Source organism: Psychrobacter sp. FME13, assembly GCF_014861395.1.
In the GTDB taxonomy this organism is placed as follows: Bacteria; Pseudomonadota; Gammaproteobacteria; order Pseudomonadales; family Moraxellaceae; genus Psychrobacter.
Genome location: NZ_RRYV01000008.1, coordinates 16,401 through 34,380 on the forward strand (window position 1 = coordinate 16,401; position 17,980 = coordinate 34,380).

The following is a 17,980-nucleotide window of genomic DNA, read 5'->3' on the forward strand; positions in this document are numbered from 1 at the left end:
TTACCTAAATACCTAGTATTGAACAAACAAACTATGTCATAAAATACAGTCATGTTACTCTATACAGCAGTGTATGTTGGGCAGAAAATTTGTAATATCTTAGACATAGCGAATAACAGTGGTGAAAATAGCTAGGTGCTGCATTGATGATTTATAGATAACTGGTTATCAATAAATTGGTTATGGCTAGTAGTATATATAAATTAATATTGTGAAACGAGTTGGATAAGAAAACCGGACGTTCACAAATAATTATATTTTTCATATAGATATTATAGGCGTTAGCATCTAACGTACGACAGATTACACAATAATAAGCACGATTCCATTCATTTATCTATCAAATAGACGATTATTATGAATAGTATAACTAAAGAAGCAAAAGGCTCAGGCCATACAGAACTGGCGGCTGATAACGGCCAGTATATAGAAGCTCTTTATGAGCAATACCTTAATGATCCTGATAGCGTTGACAGCGATTGGCAAGCATACTTTGAACAGTACAAATCGCCAAACGATGCTCAACACAATGCTATTAAAGAACAGTTTTTGTTGCTCGCACGCAACCAGACAGCAGGCAAGAGTAGTAGTCAATCAACCACTAATAATACAGTGGACTGTACAAACCCCAAGCAAATGGGTGTGCAGCAGTTGATTTCAGCATATCGTCGCCGTGGTCATCGCCGCGCCAATCTTGACCCATTAAATCTAGAACCACGTGCCGAAGTGGAAGATTTGACCCTCGCTTATCACAACCTTTCAGAAGCCGACCTTGATACCGTATTTCCTACCAATGATTTAAATATTGGCAAAGATGAAGCACCTTTACGCGAAATTATTGAAATCATGGAGCGTGTCTATTGCCGTCACATTGGTGTCGAATATATGCACGTAACCACCAGTGTAGAAAAACGCTGGATGGAAAAGTATCTAGAAAGCAATTTAGGTCATATCGAGTTCGATAAAGAAACACGCATCTCTATTCTTAAGCGTTTGACAGCAGCCGAAGGGTTAGAAAAGTATTTATCACGTAAATATACGGGTGTGAAACGCTTTGGTCTTGAAGGTGGTGAAAGCTTTATCCCTGCTGTCAATGAAATCATCCAGCGTGCTGGTAGTTACGGTACCAAAGAGATGGTCATTGGTATGGCGCACCGTGGACGCCTAAACTTATTGGTCAATATCTTGGGAAAAAATCCTGCAGACTTATTTGATGAGTTCGATGGTAAGGTTCAGCCAGAAAAAGGCTCAGGTGATGTGAAATACCACAACGGTTTCTCATCTAATGTGATGACACCAGGTGGTGAGGCTCATTTGGCCTTAGCATTTAATCCATCGCATCTTGAAATCGTCGCGCCAGTGTTACAAGGCTCAGTACGTGCCCGTCAGATTCGCCGTAGTGATCAATCACTTGGAGACAATCAAGTTGGTAACTCGGTATTGCCAATCGTCGTACATGGTGATGCTGCTTTTGCTGGTCAGGGTGTGGTCCAAGAAACTTTCCAAATGTCACAAACTCGTGCTTATACCACTGGTGGTACAGTACACATTGTCATCAACAACCAAGTAGGCTTTACCACTAGCCGTCAAGAAGATGTTCGTTCAACTGAATACTGTACTGACGTCGCAAAAATGGTACATGCACCTATTTTACATGTGAACGGTGATGATCCTGAAGCTGTAGTGTTTGCTGCCCAATTGGCATTAGATTACCGTCATGAGTTTGATAAAGATATTATTATTGACCTGTTCTGCTATCGCCGTAACGGTCATAACGAAGCAGATGAGCCATCGGCCACTCAGCCTCTCATGTATGCTGTTATCAAAAAGCTACCAACCACTCGCACACTTTATGCACAGAAGCTTATCAAAGCTGGTATTTTAAGTGCCGACGAAGAAAAGCAGTATGAAGATGAGTATCGTGAGTCTTTAGATCGTGGTGACTATGTTGCTAGTTCACTAGTCAATGAGCCAAACGAAGAGCTGTTTGTAGATTGGACGCCTTATTTGGGTCATGATTTGGTTGATGAATGGGACACTAGTGTCGATATCGAAACCCTAAAAGGTTATGGTCGTCGCATGGCACAAATGCCAGAAGGCTATAAGCTACAACGTCAAGTTCAAAAAGTAGTTGACCAACGCTTGGCAATGCAAACAGGCGAAGAGCCATTGAACTGGGGTGCAGCTGAAACATTGGCTTATGCTTCATTGGTTGATAATGATGATGTCTTGGTACGTATTACCGGAGAAGATGTCGGTCGTGGTACATTCTCCCATCGTCATAGTGAGATTTATAACGTCAATGACGGTAGCATGTATGTGCCACTGGCTCATATCAGTGAAAAACAAGCCCGTTTTGCGACTTATAATTCATTACTATCAGAAGAAGCCGTATTGGCTTTTGAGTATGGTTATGCAACAACAGTACCAAACGCTTTGATCGTTTGGGAAGCGCAATTTGGTGATTTTGTTAACGGTGCACAGGTTGTTATCGATCAGTTTATCTCAAGTGGTGAAACCAAGTGGCAGCGCGTCTGTGGTCTAACCATGTTGTTACCACATGGCTTTGAAGGTCAGGGCCCAGAACATTCATCTGCGCGTCTAGAGCGTTTTTTACAGTTATGTGCTGAAGACAACATGCAAGTCATCACACCTACGACGCCTGCGCAAATCTATCATGCCTTACGCCGTCAAGCGATACGCCCAATCCGTAAACCAATGATCGTTATGTCACCGAAGAGCTTGCTACGTCATAAGCTTGCGACTTCAAATCTAGAAGAGCTTGCTAATGGTAAGTTTGAAACTGTAATTTCAGAGATCGACGATCACAACGCTGATAAAGTGACGCGTATGGTGATATGTGGCGGCAAAGTCTATTATGATTTGCTTGAGCAGCGCCGTGCATTAGGTTTAGATCATGTGGCTATCGTTCGTATCGAACAGCTCTACCCATTACCAGAGCAACGCTTGATTGCTGAGATTGAAAAATACAGTAACTTGGCTGAGATCGTATGGACGCAAGAAGAGCCTCTTAACCAAGGCGCTTGGTATTACTTAGCACCGCATATGTTCCGTATCGTGGTACCGCACCCAACCAAGGCAAAAGTCATGGAGCCAGTGGCACGTCCTGCGAGTGCAGCACCTGCAACAGGCTCACCAAAACTGCACGCTCAGCAGCAACAAGCGTTGATCGCTGGTGGTCTTGGTATCAGTGTCGATGAGTTGTCTAAGTAACAGATTATTGAAGATAAATGAATCAGGCGATAACAGTCAGCATGCTGTAACACAATCTAGATAGTATTATCTAAGAAGGCTATCCAAGATGGCGCTGACTGCTTATCACGACTTAATAACAAATATGAATATCCAAATCTAAGGAGTATATCGATGGCTGATATCAAAGCCCCCGTTTTTCCAGAATCTGTTGCTGACGGTACAATCGTTGAGTGGCATGTTGCTGAAGGTCAACAAGTTAGCCGTGATGACCTACTGGCCGAAATCGAAACTGACAAAGTGGTACTAGAAGTTGTGGCACCAGATGATGGTGTTGTCACTCAAATCGTCAAACAAGTTGATGATACTGTTTTGTCTGATGAGCTTATTGCTCAGTTTGAAGCCGGTGCTAGTGCAGCTGCGGCTCCTGCTGCAGAAGAAGCACCAGCTGAATCAGCTCAAGCGGCAGATGGTGGCGAGCCGGCACAAGCGCCTGCTCAAAATGCGAGCAATGATGCGGATCATAAAGATCAGAGCCCAGCCGTTCGTAAAGCAGCGAAAGAGAGTGGTGTAGACCCTAAAGATGTTGAAGGTACTGGTCGTGGCGGTCGTGTGACCAAAACTGACATGGCAAACCCAACATTGAAAGCGGACAGCAGCATCAAGTCTGATAGCGGCCGTCCAGTAGCTGAATCAGTGGGTGAGCGTACTGAAAAACGTGTTCCAATGACACGTCTGCGTAAACGCGTGGCTGAACGTCTGTTGTCAGCATCACAAGACACGGCTATGTTGACTACGTTTAACGAAGTGAACATGAAACCATTGATGGACATGCGTGCTAAGTACAAAGAACAGTTCGAAAAACGTCATGGCGTACGTTTAGGCTTTATGTCATTGTTCGTAAAAGCAGCGACAGAAGCATTGAAACGTTTCCCAGCAGTCAACGCATCACTAGACGGTGATGACATCGTTTATCATGGTTTCTATGATATTGGTGTTGCAGTATCTTCAGACCGTGGTTTGGTAGTTCCAGTATTGCGTGATACCGATCGCATGAGCATGGCTGATGTTGAAAGCCGTATTCGTGAGCTTGGTGGCCTTGCACAGAAAGGTAAGCTGGGTCTAGATGATATGACTGGCGGTACGTTCACTATCTCAAACGGTGGCGTATTTGGTTCATTGATGTCTACACCTATCCTGAATCCACCACAAACTGCGATCTTAGGTATGCACGCTATCAATGAACGCCCAATGGCCGTTAATGGTAAAGTGGAAATCCTACCAATGATGTATCTTGCACTGTCTTATGACCATCGTATGATTGATGGTAAAGAAGCAGTACAGTTCTTAGTTACTATCAAAGAGTTGGTTGAAGATCCAGCCATGTTACTATTAGACCTGTAAGCGCTTAAGCTTGTATCGGCAACCACTGATACAAGCTTTTTAACTTTAGTCTAGACAGTGGTACTAGCTGTTTATTAACGAAATAATCCTCAGTTTAAATGATATTTATAATTAAAATGATAATTAAAAATAGGAACCTACTATGAAAGACAGTTATGATTTAGTCGTCATCGGCGGCGGTCCTGGTGGTTATGAAGCTGCTATCCGTGCAGGTCAGTTAGGTATGAGCGTTGCTTGTATCGAAAAGCGTGTTTATAAAGGTGAGCCAGCACTTGGCGGCACTTGCTTAAACGTTGGTTGCATCCCATCAAAAGCATTACTTGATAGCTCGCATCGTTATGAAGCGACTAAGCATGATCTTGCTGAACATGGTATCAGCACTGGTGACGTTGCCATCGATGTTGAGCAAATGATTGCGCGTAAAGAAGGCATCGTTAAGCAATTGACGGGCGGCGTTGCTGCACTATTAAAAGGCAACGGCGTTGACTGGCTACAAGGCTGGGGTACGTTGGTTGACGGCAAAGGCGCTGATAAGCAAGTTAAATTTATCGCCCTTGCTGATGAAGCAGAAACGACTATCACTGCTAAGAACGTGATTCTTGCGGCGGGTTCTGTGCCGATCGATATCCCAGTGGCTAAAACTGATGGCGATCGTATCGTTGACTCTACTGGTGCTCTTGATTTCACCGAAGTTCCTAAGCGTCTAGGCGTTATTGGTGCCGGTGTTATCGGTCTTGAGCTTGGTTCAGTATGGCGTCGCCTAGGTGCTGAAGTGGTTGTTTATGAAGCATTGCCAAGTTTCTTAGCAGCCGCCGATAAAGACATCGCTAAAGAAGCGGGCAAAATACTGAAGAAGCAAGGTCTTGAGATCCGTGTTGATACCAAAGTAACCAATGCTGAAGTACAAGGTGACCAAGTTGTCGTCACTAGCGAAAGCAAAGGCGAGTCATCTGAAGAAAGCTTTGACAAACTGATCGTTTGTGTCGGTCGCCGTGCTTACTCTGAAAAACTATTGGGCGAAGACAGTGGTATCACATTGACTGAACGTGGTCTTATCGACGTCAACGATCAATGTAAAACCAATCTTGATGGTGTTTATGCCATCGGTGATTTGGTTCGTGGTCCAATGCTTGCGCATAAAGCGATGGAAGAAGGCATGATGGCCGTTGAGCGCATTCATGGCGAAAAAGCCCAAGTTAATTATGACACGATCATTAACGTCATCTATACCCATCCAGAAATCGCATGGGTTGGTTTGACTGAGCAAGAAGCTGAAGCAGCTGGCTACGAAGTTAAAACAGGTTCATTCAATCTAGCAGCCAACGGTCGTGCATTGGCTCAAAGCGAAGCAGAAGGCTCTATCAAAGTCGTGGCTGATGCTAAGACAGATCGCCTATTAGGTATGCATGCTATCTCTGCTGGTGCTGGTGATATCGTCCATCAAGGTATGATCGCGATGGAGTTTGTCTCTAGTATCGAAGATCTGCAATTGATGACCTTTGCACATCCAACCATTTCAGAAGCCGTGCATGAAGCTGCTCTGTCTGCTGATGGTCGTGCTATTCACGCCATTCAGCGTAAAAAGCGTAAGAAATAAGTAGTTAGTTTGATAAGTACCGACTTATAACCTGATCGCGGTGGGGTTGTTATGACTTCCACCACGATCATAAGTGCGCCATATACATATCCAATATGTATATATGTGCCCTTGTTTTCACTTTTTATTAATTGTAAAAAATAAAGGATACAATCAATGAATTTACATGAGTATCAAGCAAAAGAGCTATTAAAAAGCTACGGTTTGCCGATTCAAGAAGGCATCATTGCCCATAACGGCGACGAAGCTGCTGCTGCTTTTGATAAAACGCCAACTGACATTGCGGTTATCAAAGCGCAAGTACATGCTGGTGGTCGCGGTAAAGCGGGTGGCGTAAAGCTGGTTAAAACTCGTGAAGAAGCCAAGCAAGTTGCTGAAGAGCTAATCGGTACCAATTTGGTTACTTTCCAAACTGACGCTGATGGTCAACCAGTTAACTTCGTATTGGTTGCAGAAGATATGTATCCAGTACAAACTGAGTTATATCTTGGTGCGGTCGTTGATCGTGCAACTCGTCGTGTGACTTTTATGGCATCAACCGAAGGTGGTGTTGATATCGAAGAAGTAGCAAACAGCACACCAGAAAAAATCTTTAAAGTACATGTTGATCCTTTAGTTGGTCTAATGCCTTTCCAAGCACGCGATGTGGCGTTCAAACTTGGTCTAGAAGGCAAGCAAATCAACCAGTTCGTTAAATTAATGACTGGTGCTTATAAAGCATTCGTTGAAAACGACTTTGCACTAATGGAAATCAACCCATTAGCCGTTCGTGAAAATGGCGAAATCGTTTGTGTTGATGGCAAAATCGGCATCGATTCAAACGCACTATATCGTCTGCCTAAAATTGCAGCGCTACAAGACAAAACTCAAGAAAACGAGCGTGAGCTTAAAGCGGCTGAGTTTGACCTAAACTATGTTGCGCTAGAAGGTAACATTGGTTGTATGGTTAACGGTGCTGGTCTTGCAATGGCGACCATGGACATCATCAAATTGTATGGCGGCAAACCTGCTAACTTCCTAGACGTTGGCGGCGGCGCAACTAAAGATCGCGTTGTTGAAGCATTCAAGATTATTCTTGAAGACAGCAGCGTTGAAGGTGTTCTAATCAACATCTTCGGTGGTATCGTACGTTGTGACATGATTGCAGAAGCCATCATCGCCGCTATCAAAGAAGTTGACGTACAAGTACCAGTAGTTGTTCGCCTAGAAGGTAACAACGCTGAGTTAGGCGCACAAATCCTAGAAGAATCTGGTCTGAAACTGATTTCAGCACAAGGTCTTTCAAATGCGGCTCAAAAAATTGTCGATGCTGTAAAAGCTTAATATATTTAAGGCATTGTCCTTTAAATATAAGCGTTTATGCATAGTAGTCAACGCGTAATAGTAGCTTGTTGGTATGGTCATAAATAATGAATTATTTATATGCCAATAAGCAACTATTACAAGACAACCGAATACAAGGAATAAATAATGAGTGTATTAATCGATAAAGATACCAAAGTATTGGTACAAGGTTTCACTGGTAAAAATGGTACGTTCCACTCTGAGCAAGCGATCGAATACGGTACTAAAGTAGTCGGCGGCGTAACACCAGGTAAGGGCGGTCAAACGCACCTAGGCCTACCAGTATTCAACACGATGGCGGAAGCCATGGAAGCGACTCAAGCGGACGCTTCTGTTATCTATGTACCTGCACCATTCGTACTAGATTCTATCGTTGAAGCAATCGATGCTGGCGTTAAGTTGATCGTTGTGATCACTGAAGGCGTACCGACTCTAGACATGCTAAAAGCCAAACGCTATCTTGAAGAAGCGGGCGACGTACGTCTGGTTGGTCCTAACTGCCCAGGTGTTATCACGCCAGGTGAATGTAAAATCGGTATCATGCCAGGTCATATCCATCAGCCAGGTAAAGTGGGTATCATCTCACGCTCTGGTACATTGACTTATGAAGCGGTAGCTCAAACCACTAAGCTTGGTTTTGGTCAATCAACTTGTATCGGTATCGGTGGTGATCCTATCCCTGGTATGAACCAGATTGACGCGTTGAAACTGTTTGAAGCGGATCCACAAACTGAAGCGATCATCCTAATCGGTGAGATCGGTGGTACTGCTGAAGAAGAAGCTGCTGCTTATATCAAAGACCATGTGACTAAGCCAGTCGTTGGTTATATTGCTGGTGTTACCGCTCCAGAAGGTAAGCGTATGGGTCATGCCGGCGCTATCATCTCTGGCGGTCAAGGTACTGCTGAAGAGAAATTCAAAGCGTTTGAAGATGCTGGTATCGCGTATACGCGTGACCCATCTAAGCTTGGTGAGAAGTTAAAAGAAGTTACTGGTTGGTAAGATAGGCATAAGTCTACAGTTTAACTACCAAAACTGCATTGCAAAGAAACAAAGACACCCCTACAATGGGGTGTCTTTTTTTGTCTCGAAAATAAATTTATGAAAAACAAAATACTAGTTACGGGCGGTGCGGGCTATATTGGCACACACACCTGTATCGCACTGCATGAAGCTGGCTATGAGATTGTAGTTTACGACAATTTATCTAATAGTAGTCGTGAAGCCATCAATCGTGTCTCGGCTCTCATTGGTCAGCCTATTGAGTTTATCGAAGGCGATATTCGCGATGCTGAATCACTTAGACAAGTGTTTTTATCTCATCAGTTCTTCGGTGTCATTCATTTTGCAGGATTAAAGGCCGTTGGTGAATCTGTTGCCAAGCCACTGCTATACTACAATAACAACGTCAGTGGTACCATTACCTTGCTAGAAGTGATGGCTGAGTATGATGTCAAAAACCTCGTTTTTTCTTCTTCTGCGACTGTTTATGGTGATCCCGAAACGCTACCTATCGATGAGAACTCAAAGCGCTCTTGTACCAATCCCTATGGTCAGAGCAAGCTGGTAGTTGAGCACATATTAGAAGATCTTGCTGTATCGGATGAAAGCTGGAATCTCATCCCTTTGAGATACTTTAATCCAGTAGGGGCGCATCCATCAGGGCAGATTGGTGAAGACCCTAATGATATCCCAAATAATTTGATGCCTTATATCTCGCAAGTCGCTGTTGGTAAGCTTACCAAACTTAATATTTTTGGTAATGACTATCCAACTACTGATGGTACTGGCGTGCGTGATTTTATCCATGTCACTGACTTGGCAACAGGTCATGTCGCTGCGTTAAATTATTTAGAGCGACAAGTGGCACCAGTAGGATTTTTACCGATTAATTTAGGCACTGGTAAAGGGACTTCTGTATTAGAGTTAGTAACGGCATTTTCTAACGTTTCTGGACAACCAATTCCTTATCAATTCGCAGACCGCCGCGCAGGTGACATAGCCAGCTGCTACGCGAGTGCTGATAAAGCGAAAAACCTGTTAGAGTGGCAAGCAAGATTATCAATTACTGAGATGTGCCAAGATAGCTGGCGGTGGCAAAGTACGAATCCGAATGGCTATTAATACTCATATCTAATTTTCGTAAATTTTAAGGCTGTATTGTAATGAAAAAAATTTTAACGTATGGTACTTTTGATCTTCTACATCATGGTCACATCCGACTTTTAGAGCGTTCTAGAGCATTAGGTGATCATCTAACAGTAGCAGTTTCAACAGATCAGTTTAATCTAGGTAAAGGGAAGATATGTGCTTATACCTATGAAGAAAGAATACATATCTTAGAAGCTATCAGATATGTAGATCAAGTAATTCCTGAAACAAACTGGGAACAAAAAATCGAAGATGTAAAAAATCATGACATTGATATTTTCGTGATAGGCGACGATTGGGAAGGCGAATTTGATTTCCTTAAAAAATACTGCCAAGTATTGTATTTACCAAGGACACCTGATATATCTACCACACAAGTTAAAGAGAAGTTGGCTTCAGTTAATAAATAGTAAAGCCGAATTTAGATCATGAAAGGTGTTTTCCAATACTTTAATATATGGAAAATTTGTAGAAGCGAAGAATAATATGTTGATTAAAATGGTGAGGCACTATAAATGAGAGATATAAAGAACAGCGTTATGAAAATAAATAAAAGTGTTTTATCAGAAAAAATATCAAATAGTATAGACAAAGTAAAATTGAATCAATTACAGGGCTTAGATCCAACCTCGCTATCTTTTGTTTTGAAAGCAACCTATTTTTATAGACAAAAAAAATATCAAAAAGCATCTGTTTACTATTCTAAGGCCATAGCATTGCAGCCTGATAATGCATACCTAAATTTTAAGCATGGAATGGCTTTTTACAAATTAAAAAATTGGTCAGAAGCTCATAAGTATATTAAAAAGGCGGTGGAGCTTGATTCAACCAATAAAGATTGGAAAATTCAATTCAATACTACAAAAAAATATCTTAAAAATAAAGGGAGGTTAGATGAGAAAGAGTTAGAAGTAAGTATTCGAAAAGACCCTGAAAATAAACAATTAATTGAACAATATGCTTCACTATTGTTTGAAAACAAGAAGTATTGGCTTTCTCAGCTCTATTTCAAAAAGTTATTAGATGCTAACCCATATTCAGAGGTTGCACTTTTCAAATCGGGATTGATTTTTGAAAAGCTTTCAGATTATGAACGTGCTTTAGAATATTTTAAAAAAGTTGCTAGCCTTTATACTGGCAATATTGTATACAAATATCATATTGGATACTGTTATGAAAGACTAGAGAACTATAAAAAAGCACAAATCTATTATGATATTGTAGAAATATTTGCTCATAGGGAGTCAGAGGTTGCACTATTTGGAGTTGGTGTCTTTCATGCTCGTAATAATCAGTGGGACTGTGCAACTAAAGCGTATGAGTCTTTCCTTCTTGAAAGTCAGTCTTCTAATGAAGGACTTTTCTACCGTATGGGTGTCGCTTATGAACGGTTATATAAGTGGGAAGAAGCAGCCAATTTTTTTGAGAAAGCAATAAAGTCGTCACCAGTTATAAATTCTAGTTGGTGCTATAAGTGTGGACAAGCTTACGAAAAATCAAAGCAATATCGAAAGGCAATTACTTATTATGAAGAGGCTATAAGTCGTTCCAATGATTACAATGCTTATACGTGGTTTAGGCTAGGTTATTCACTAGATAAGCTAGCATTATTTGAAGAATCTTCAAAAGCTTTTAAGGAATCTCGTAGACGAAAATACTTGCATGCGATTTCTCCAAAAGGTGTTATTAAAAATAAATCTCAAGAATATCTCAGTTATTACGCTGAATATTATGAAACACTTGAAGTTAATGAAAAAACTGTCTTAATTGAAAGTTTTTTAGGTGCAACGATCAGTGGGAATCCATATGCTATATTGAGATATATGTTGAAGCAAAATTATGGCTTTAAATATATAGTAATAGTTAACAAAGATACTAGTATCCCTAACAGTTTAAAATCAGTTTCAAATATAATATTTATTAATCGAGGTTCCGATGCATATTTAAGATATTTGTGTACTGCTAAATACCTCATTAATAATGTTAGTTTTCCCTATTATTTTACTCGTAAAGAAGGGCAGGTATATCTGAATACATGGCATGGTACTCCTATGAAAGCGCTTGGTAAGGATATTAAAAATCCATTTCAAGATCATGCTAACGTTGCTCGTAATTTTTTACAATCTACTCATATAATTTCTCAAAATAGATATACATCAGAAGTTCTACTAGATAGATATGATATCAAAAATATGTATAGTGGAAAGATATCTGAAACTGGTTATCCAAGAGTAGACTTTAGCTTAAATTTAACTCAAAATGAAAGAAAGCAAATAGCTGAGCGAGCTGGGGTTCTATTAACCAAACCGATTATCCTTTACGCTCCTACTTGGAGAGGTACGTCTGACTCTAAAAGCTTAGATACGGAAAAGTTAAAAAAGGACTTAACTTATTTGTCGGATAAAAATTATCAGGTTGTATTCAAAGGTCACCATCTAGCAGAAGAACTGATATCTAATCTAAATATTTCTAATATTGTCATAGCTGCAAAAGAGGTTGATACAAATGAGTTTTTAGGTATCACTGATATCTTAATAACGGATTATTCCAGTATTCTCTTTGATTTTTTAAGTTTAAAAAAACCTGTTATTAGTTACATTTATGACTTCGATGACTATAAAGCTGAGAGGGGAATGTATTTAGAAAAAAATGAAATGTTAGGCGATGTCTGTGAAAATATAATACAAGTTAAAAAGTCTATTAATAAGCTTATTAAAGAAGTTAAGCCTAATGTAAGTACTGCCGTGATAGATAAATATGTTCCATACGATGATGGTAACGCCTCTGAAAGAGCTGTTAATTTCATGTTTGATTTAGATGATAGCCGTGTTTGGAGATATGAAAAAAAGAAACAATTACTTTTCTTTAGTGGTCCTTTTATACCAAATGGTATTTCGAGATCTTTTCTCAATCTCATGTCATCTATTCAAGAAAGTGAATATGAAGTTACTGTACTTATAAATCGTGCTGATCTACTGAAAAGTAGGCAGAGATCAGAAGAGATATCAAAATTACCAAAGAATGTTAGGATTATATCAAGAGTTGGGCAGACACCCATGACTTTGGAAGAGATCTGGGTAAGAGATGGTTTTGAGAAAGAATATAAATTTTATTCTCCTGAATACGAAGAGAAGCTTGTCGGCCTATATAAACGTGAAGCAATGAGGTTGCTTGGAGATTCATCATTCGACACCATAGTTAACTTCGAAGGCTATGCGCTATTTTGGGTTTCATTAATATCCCAAATAAATGCTAATAGAAAGATAATTTACCAACATAGTGATAAATATCAAGAGTGGAAAACTAGGTTCCCATATCTAGAAGGAGTGTTCAGATGGTATAAATATTACGATAATATAGCCTCAGTGTCTAAGGCAACCATGGAAAATAATAAATTTAACTTAATTCCTGAATTTAATCTACCTGAGAATAAGTTTATTTATCTAAATAACACCCTTAATATTGAAGCGATTTTGAATGGCTCAGAAGAACAGATAGTGTTAGAAAACTGCTTTACTGACTTTGATGGTACTAAGTTTATAACTATGGGGCGCATGTCCCATGAAAAAGATCAAGCTAAGCTGATTGATGCATTCGCGGCAGTAAAAGAGCTACACCCAAACATTAGATTATTTTTGTTAGGGGATGGACCTTTAAAACAAGAGCTTATTTTAAAGATAAGTGATTTAGGCTTGGTAAAAGATGTCTATCTTTTGGGGCAAAAAGAAAATCCATTTATTTATTTGAAAAAAGCAGATTGCTTTGTCTTATCTTCAAATCATGAAGGACAGCCAATGGTTTTACTTGAAGCTTTAACTCTGGGCTTACCTGTTATTGCAACAGATATTACTGGAAATAGAGGGGTTTTAGGTAATGAGTACGGTTTACTCGTGGAAAATAGTAAAAAAGGGTTGGTAAGGGGTATGGTCGCACACATAGAAGATGGTGCACCGGAAATTAAATTTAATGCTTTTAAGTACCAAAATAACGCTTTAAATAATTTTTATTCTATTATATCTTAAGAAAAAGGTTGTGAGTCTTATGAGTGGTTTGTTAAAGATTGATTTTTATGAAGATACTGTTTTTGAAAATTTAGATATTAATTATGATGTCGATGAGATTTATATTAACAAGTCATCTGTTGGTAAGAGTAAAGATGAGAAGCTAATACATAACTTTTTGGCAGTCGGACGCCAAAATAATGCTGCTAAGAAATTGATTGCAGAGCTTTCTAATCATGCATTTTATCTTGTGAAACATACAAATGGCGTTTCTGTTTTCAAGAAGTTTAAAGATTCAAACGTATTTATAAACTCATTTGAAGATAAAAACATAAAATGTTGGGACGATACTTTTTATACGCTAGATGAGCCTATTTCTAAAGGTGGTAGTAAAAAAAGATTATTAGTTATATTCTCTTCTATCGCTGATCTCCCATTCAATGCTTCTATTTCTAGAAGGGTGTTTTTTAAAAACTTTAGTACCATTGCTAAATATATTCCAAAAAACACCTATATTCTTAGGATTGCTGATCTTGGAGGTGTGTTAGGTGGTTTTTACCTGAATAGTAATGCTGATTCTAATTTTGAAAATAAAGTTCAAAACCTTATTAGAAAAGTTCAAGAAGATGAAAGTATTGCAGATGCTCAAGTTGTTTTCTACGGGGGTTCTAAGGGGGCAACTGGTGCACTATATCATGGACTCAAAATGGGTATTAAAACGCTGGCTGTGGATCCAATAGTATCAGATGAGTTTTACATTAAGACATATAACGACTTACATTTTGTAGAAGGTGCTTTTCCTTGTTACAAACAAGAGAAATTTAGTAATTTAATGCTAGAAAATAATAATAAAAAACTTAACTTTATTAAAGTAATAACTTCACCTAACTCTGAACAGTATAGTTATATTCAAAATATAATACTTTCGAGTAATAGGACTATTAATAATTATATATTTAGTAACCCTAATATTAAAAGTCATCCAGATGTAGGTAAACAGACATTGAATTTCGCTACTGCAATGCTAAATAACCTGCTTTACGATGTATCTATGGATACAAGTTTTATATCTGAATTTTAGTTAAAGTTCATGTTTATCGTAAAAAATCGAGTATTCGAAATTTGTATGAAAACTTAAGCTCTATGGTATTAGTATATGTTCCCAAAAAGATGGCGTAGTCGAGAAAAGAAGTCTCAGCTAGTTCAAAGATTCGATTGGATTTTCCCAAAGAACTCTAAGAAACTAATATTGGTTGTCAAAAAAAATACTGAATTCTCAGGTAATCTTAGGGTCTGTGCTGATCTAATCTTGAAATGTGGAAAGCATAAAGTCTTCGTTTATAAAGATGACTCTATGCCTTCCTCTATTAAAATTGCTTTAAAGAAGCAAGGTATAATTGTATTAGAACCTAACAGTTGGCGTTCTTTTTATCATATCTTAACTAGTGGTACATGTGTTTTTTCTCATGTGCCAAGAGATGCTCATTTAACTAAGAAGCATAAGGACAGAAAGATTTTAGGTTTATGGCATGGAGTAGCTTTTAAGAATATTGAAAGTCAAATGCTGTCTGTAGCTGACTCTAAGATGCAATTAATTAAAAATAATGCCAAGTTATACGACTTATTAATTGCCTCTAGTGAAATAGACAAGCAATATATGGCAAAGTCATTTTTGGTTAATGAAGACATTATTGACGTAATAGGATTACCAAGGTATGAGTTATTAAAATCATCTTATCTGTTTGATGAGCTTTTAGATTGGCAAAAGAAAAAGCTTAACGGTATAAAATCTGACAGAAAATTTATACTATATGCCCCCACCTTTAGAGAAAATGGTAGTTCTGCATTTGACCAAATCGATAATAAGGAATGGTTATTATTAAATAAGTTCTTAGAAGATAATAATAGTGTTTTAGGGCTACGTCCTCACTCTTATGATAACAAGAGGCCACCTCTTATTACTGAGGATATGGATAACATAGTTTGGTTGTCACAAGAGGTTTTCACTGAGTCTAATTTAATATTACAGTTCGTTGATATATTAATAGTAGACTTCTCGAGTATTTGGATAGATTTTCTGTTGCTTGATCGTCCTATTCTAGGTTTTGCCAAAGATTTTGATCACTATTGTAATCAAGAGCGAGGTTTTGCTTATAATTTTGATGATACTTTTCCTGATATATTCGCTCATAATTTCAAGGATCTAATACAGAGTCTTAATCAACTACTGGCAAATGATAGTCAGTTCACAGAGTATTTTCATGCTAAACATAAGTTTCATCGATACTCGTTACAAACCGACTATCTTGATACTTTGGCTGGTTCGCTGAAAAGATTAAAAATAATATAGTTTATCTAAATAGTTATTTTATGGAGTTATTATGAAAATCCGTGTTTATGGAGGCTGTGTTTCCCGTGATATTTTTAATTTTAATGATTCTGAAGAGTTAAAGATAGTAGGTTACAACGCACGATCTTCTTTAGCGACGCTCTCATCTGATAACGTTGCTAAAAAGATACCTGATAAATATTATGAGGCTTTGAGATTTATCGAGTCGGACTTTCAACGAAGTATGGTTGAGTCAGATTTTAATAATAGTATTTTGGAGTCTATTAGTAATAATAACTATGATATTTTATTGATTGATTTAATGGTAGATAGACTTAACTTAGGTATGTTGGATGGTAAGTTAATTACAGTATCGGCTTCTTTTGCACTTTCAAAGATCAAGCCTGAAAGCTTTGTCAAAACTCATTCTGAGCAGTTCTTATCGGAATGGTATAAAGGGGTTGAGAATTTCCTCAGTGTGATAGATAAAACTGTAGGGCGTGAAAAAATTAAACTTAATAAGATCTATTGGGCGGATAGGGCAGCAGATGATCAGCATACAGTTGAGATTAATAGAAGATGGGATATAGCAACACATAACAATAAGTTAGATGTTTTATACGGTTATCTTGAAAAACGTTTGCCTGCGGCAAGCATTATTGAAGTGCCAAAAGAATTATTCATAGCTAATCCTAGTCATCGATGGGGTTTAGCTCCGTTTCATTATATTGATGAGTATTATATTGCAATGGTTGATAGACTTAAGAATGCTTAATACTTTGTTATTTAATCTTGAGACTATGAAAAACTGAGAGAGTAGAGTATGTGTGTAAGATAAAAAACTTTCGAGTAATCTATTCTTTGATAAAGTATTCCATTTTGACACAGAGCTTCATAAAAAGGTCGCCCTAATACGGTGACCTTTTTGCCTCTTAACAACGCCTCAAATCCACCTAACGAGGTAATCGTATAAACATGATCGATGGTCTCTAAGGCATCGACCAAATGAATAGACTGAGTGAGAGTAAGGCAATCTAACTCGGTTAGGGTGTTAACGATAGAAGAATCATTGAGGGTCATCGGATGTGGTTTGACGATGATTTGTGCATTAGGGTTCTCGTTAATAGCTCGATTAACCACATCAAGCAGCGTAATACCAATACCGCCACCGTATTTTAACGAATCATCATGCGGTACTTGACCTAATACCAAAATACGTTTTTTATTCTTAATCCCATATATCGGTACGACATCGACATAAGGTTGATGATTGTATTTGCTCACGCGATGCGCAACGTAATAATCGAGCATCTCTTGTGCTAGCGCCTCATCATAGCCGTCCTGCTCAAAGTCAAAATTGGCGATTAAATCGGTCAAATCGTTTGGACGAGTGGTATCGAAGTAGGGCGCTTGGCTGTCCATTACGATAGATAATGGCGGCGCACTACTATCGTCATCAGGGCCAGAGCGAATAAAGCCATCCTCTAAAAAGAAGATATCCAGTTCTTGCTTGCGTATATAATCAATAAAATAATCAGGTGCTTTATAACCCCAGATATAAATAACCGGATTAATACGCTTAATAAAAGGCTCCAGCCATTTATCAAAATAGTGTTGATCAAAGTGTCGTTGTATCTGAATATGAGACGCTTCAAACACCCAATCGCCCACCATGTCACGCCATGGCTGCATACCGACGACCAAGGCTAAGCGCTGTTTTGGCTGACGATAGTGTTTATAGTAGCCTGATAATAACGGCTTAATGTAAGCTTCAAATTTCATAAGATAATTAACAGCTATGGTTGGTAGCGTATCAGGATGGATAAAGCCTGCTTTAACGATAATAAGACAAATATGATGGCGTAAAGCAGCTTGCTATAGCAATATGGACGTATTTACGTTGGCAATGTTTTATCGTTCCCAGTATAGTTGCATTTACGA

At 38.8% G+C, this 17,980-nt stretch carries 12 protein-coding genes; 11 read left to right on the forward strand and 1 reads right to left on the reverse strand.

Features of this window, described 5'->3' with window-relative positions:
- The first annotated feature begins 357 nt into the window (after positions 1-357).
- The 11 genes from EI164_RS02275 to EI164_RS02325 all read left to right on the forward strand — a co-directional run bounded on the left by EI164_RS02275 (position 358) and on the right by EI164_RS02325 (position 16,814).
- Complete coding sequence (locus tag EI164_RS02275; RefSeq protein WP_192518380.1) at positions 358-3,234, forward strand: 2-oxoglutarate dehydrogenase E1 component; 2,877 nt, start codon at positions 358-360, stop codon at positions 3,232-3,234.
- 153 nt (positions 3,235-3,387) lie between these two features.
- The gene (gene odhB, locus EI164_RS02280) at positions 3,388-4,617 is read left to right on the forward strand and encodes a 2-oxoglutarate dehydrogenase complex dihydrolipoyllysine-residue succinyltransferase (RefSeq protein ID WP_192518381.1); all 1,230 of its coding nucleotides are present in this window, start codon (positions 3,388-3,390) and stop codon (positions 4,615-4,617) included.
- A gap of 142 nt (positions 4,618-4,759) precedes the next feature.
- Positions 4,760-6,214: a dihydrolipoyl dehydrogenase gene (gene lpdA, locus EI164_RS02285; RefSeq protein ID WP_192518382.1), complete on the forward strand. Its 1,455-nt coding sequence runs from the start codon at positions 4,760-4,762 to the stop codon at positions 6,212-6,214.
- Between the two features lie 156 nt (positions 6,215-6,370).
- A complete protein-coding gene (gene sucC, locus EI164_RS02290) occupies positions 6,371-7,537 on the forward strand; it encodes an ADP-forming succinate--CoA ligase subunit beta (RefSeq protein ID WP_192518383.1) in 1,167 nt (388 codons plus the stop codon).
- A 147-nt stretch (positions 7,538-7,684) separates the two neighbouring features.
- Positions 7,685-8,560, forward strand: a complete 876-nt coding sequence (gene sucD / locus EI164_RS02295; protein ID WP_192518384.1) for a succinate--CoA ligase subunit alpha — start codon at positions 7,685-7,687, stop codon at positions 8,558-8,560.
- 99 nt (positions 8,561-8,659) lie between these two features.
- A complete protein-coding gene (galE, locus tag EI164_RS02300; protein WP_192518385.1) occupies positions 8,660-9,682 on the forward strand; it encodes a UDP-glucose 4-epimerase GalE in 1,023 nt (340 codons plus the stop codon).
- A 41-nt stretch (positions 9,683-9,723) separates the two neighbouring features.
- Complete coding sequence (tagD, locus tag EI164_RS02305; RefSeq protein WP_192518386.1) at positions 9,724-10,119, forward strand: glycerol-3-phosphate cytidylyltransferase; 396 nt, start codon at positions 9,724-9,726, stop codon at positions 10,117-10,119.
- 129 nt (positions 10,120-10,248) lie between these two features.
- Positions 10,249-13,731: a CDP-glycerol glycerophosphotransferase family protein gene (locus tag EI164_RS02310; RefSeq protein WP_192518387.1), complete on the forward strand. Its 3,483-nt coding sequence runs from the start codon at positions 10,249-10,251 to the stop codon at positions 13,729-13,731.
- A 19-nt stretch (positions 13,732-13,750) separates the two neighbouring features.
- Positions 13,751-14,791, forward strand: coding sequence for an XcbB/CpsF family capsular polysaccharide biosynthesis protein (locus EI164_RS02315; RefSeq protein WP_192518388.1), 1,041 nt, complete (start codon positions 13,751-13,753; stop codon positions 14,789-14,791).
- Positions 14,792-14,866: 75 nt separating this feature from the next.
- Positions 14,867-16,060, forward strand: coding sequence for a CDP-glycerol glycerophosphotransferase family protein (locus EI164_RS02320; protein WP_192518389.1), 1,194 nt, complete (start codon positions 14,867-14,869; stop codon positions 16,058-16,060).
- 31 nt (positions 16,061-16,091) lie between these two features.
- Complete coding sequence (locus tag EI164_RS02325) at positions 16,092-16,814, forward strand: DUF6270 domain-containing protein (protein ID WP_192518390.1); 723 nt, start codon at positions 16,092-16,094, stop codon at positions 16,812-16,814.
- A gap of 23 nt (positions 16,815-16,837) precedes the next feature.
- On the opposite strand, the gene EI164_RS02330 is transcribed toward EI164_RS02325, so the two are convergent.
- Positions 16,838-17,821: a capsular polysaccharide biosynthesis protein gene (locus EI164_RS02330; RefSeq protein WP_192518391.1), complete on the reverse strand. Its 984-nt coding sequence runs from the start codon at positions 17,819-17,821 to the stop codon at positions 16,838-16,840.
- Between the last annotated feature and the right edge of the window lie 159 nt (positions 17,822-17,980).

Excerpts from the sequence above, each read along its gene's own strand:
- EI164_RS02330 (WP_192518391.1), bottom strand. The coding sequence starts at position 17,821 with ATGAAATTTGAAGCTTACATTAAGCCGTTATTATCAGGCTACTATAAA.
- lpdA (WP_192518382.1), top strand. The coding sequence starts at position 4,760 with ATGAAAGACAGTTATGATTTAGTCGTCATCGGCGGCGGTCCTGGTGGT.
- EI164_RS02325 (WP_192518390.1), top strand. The coding sequence starts at position 16,092 with ATGAAAATCCGTGTTTATGGAGGCTGTGTTTCCCGTGATATTTTTAAT.
- sucD (WP_192518384.1), top strand. The coding sequence starts at position 7,685 with ATGAGTGTATTAATCGATAAAGATACCAAAGTATTGGTACAAGGTTTC.
- EI164_RS02275 (WP_192518380.1), top strand. The coding sequence starts at position 358 with ATGAATAGTATAACTAAAGAAGCAAAAGGCTCAGGCCATACAGAACTG.
- EI164_RS02315 (WP_192518388.1), top strand. The coding sequence starts at position 13,751 with ATGAGTGGTTTGTTAAAGATTGATTTTTATGAAGATACTGTTTTTGAA.
- tagD (WP_192518386.1), top strand. The coding sequence starts at position 9,724 with ATGAAAAAAATTTTAACGTATGGTACTTTTGATCTTCTACATCATGGT.
- EI164_RS02310 (WP_192518387.1), top strand. The coding sequence starts at position 10,249 with ATGAAAATAAATAAAAGTGTTTTATCAGAAAAAATATCAAATAGTATA.
- galE (WP_192518385.1), top strand. The coding sequence starts at position 8,660 with ATGAAAAACAAAATACTAGTTACGGGCGGTGCGGGCTATATTGGCACA.
- sucC (WP_192518383.1), top strand. The coding sequence starts at position 6,371 with ATGAATTTACATGAGTATCAAGCAAAAGAGCTATTAAAAAGCTACGGT.
- EI164_RS02320 (WP_192518389.1), top strand. The coding sequence starts at position 14,867 with ATGTTCCCAAAAAGATGGCGTAGTCGAGAAAAGAAGTCTCAGCTAGTT.
- odhB (WP_192518381.1), top strand. The coding sequence starts at position 3,388 with ATGGCTGATATCAAAGCCCCCGTTTTTCCAGAATCTGTTGCTGACGGT.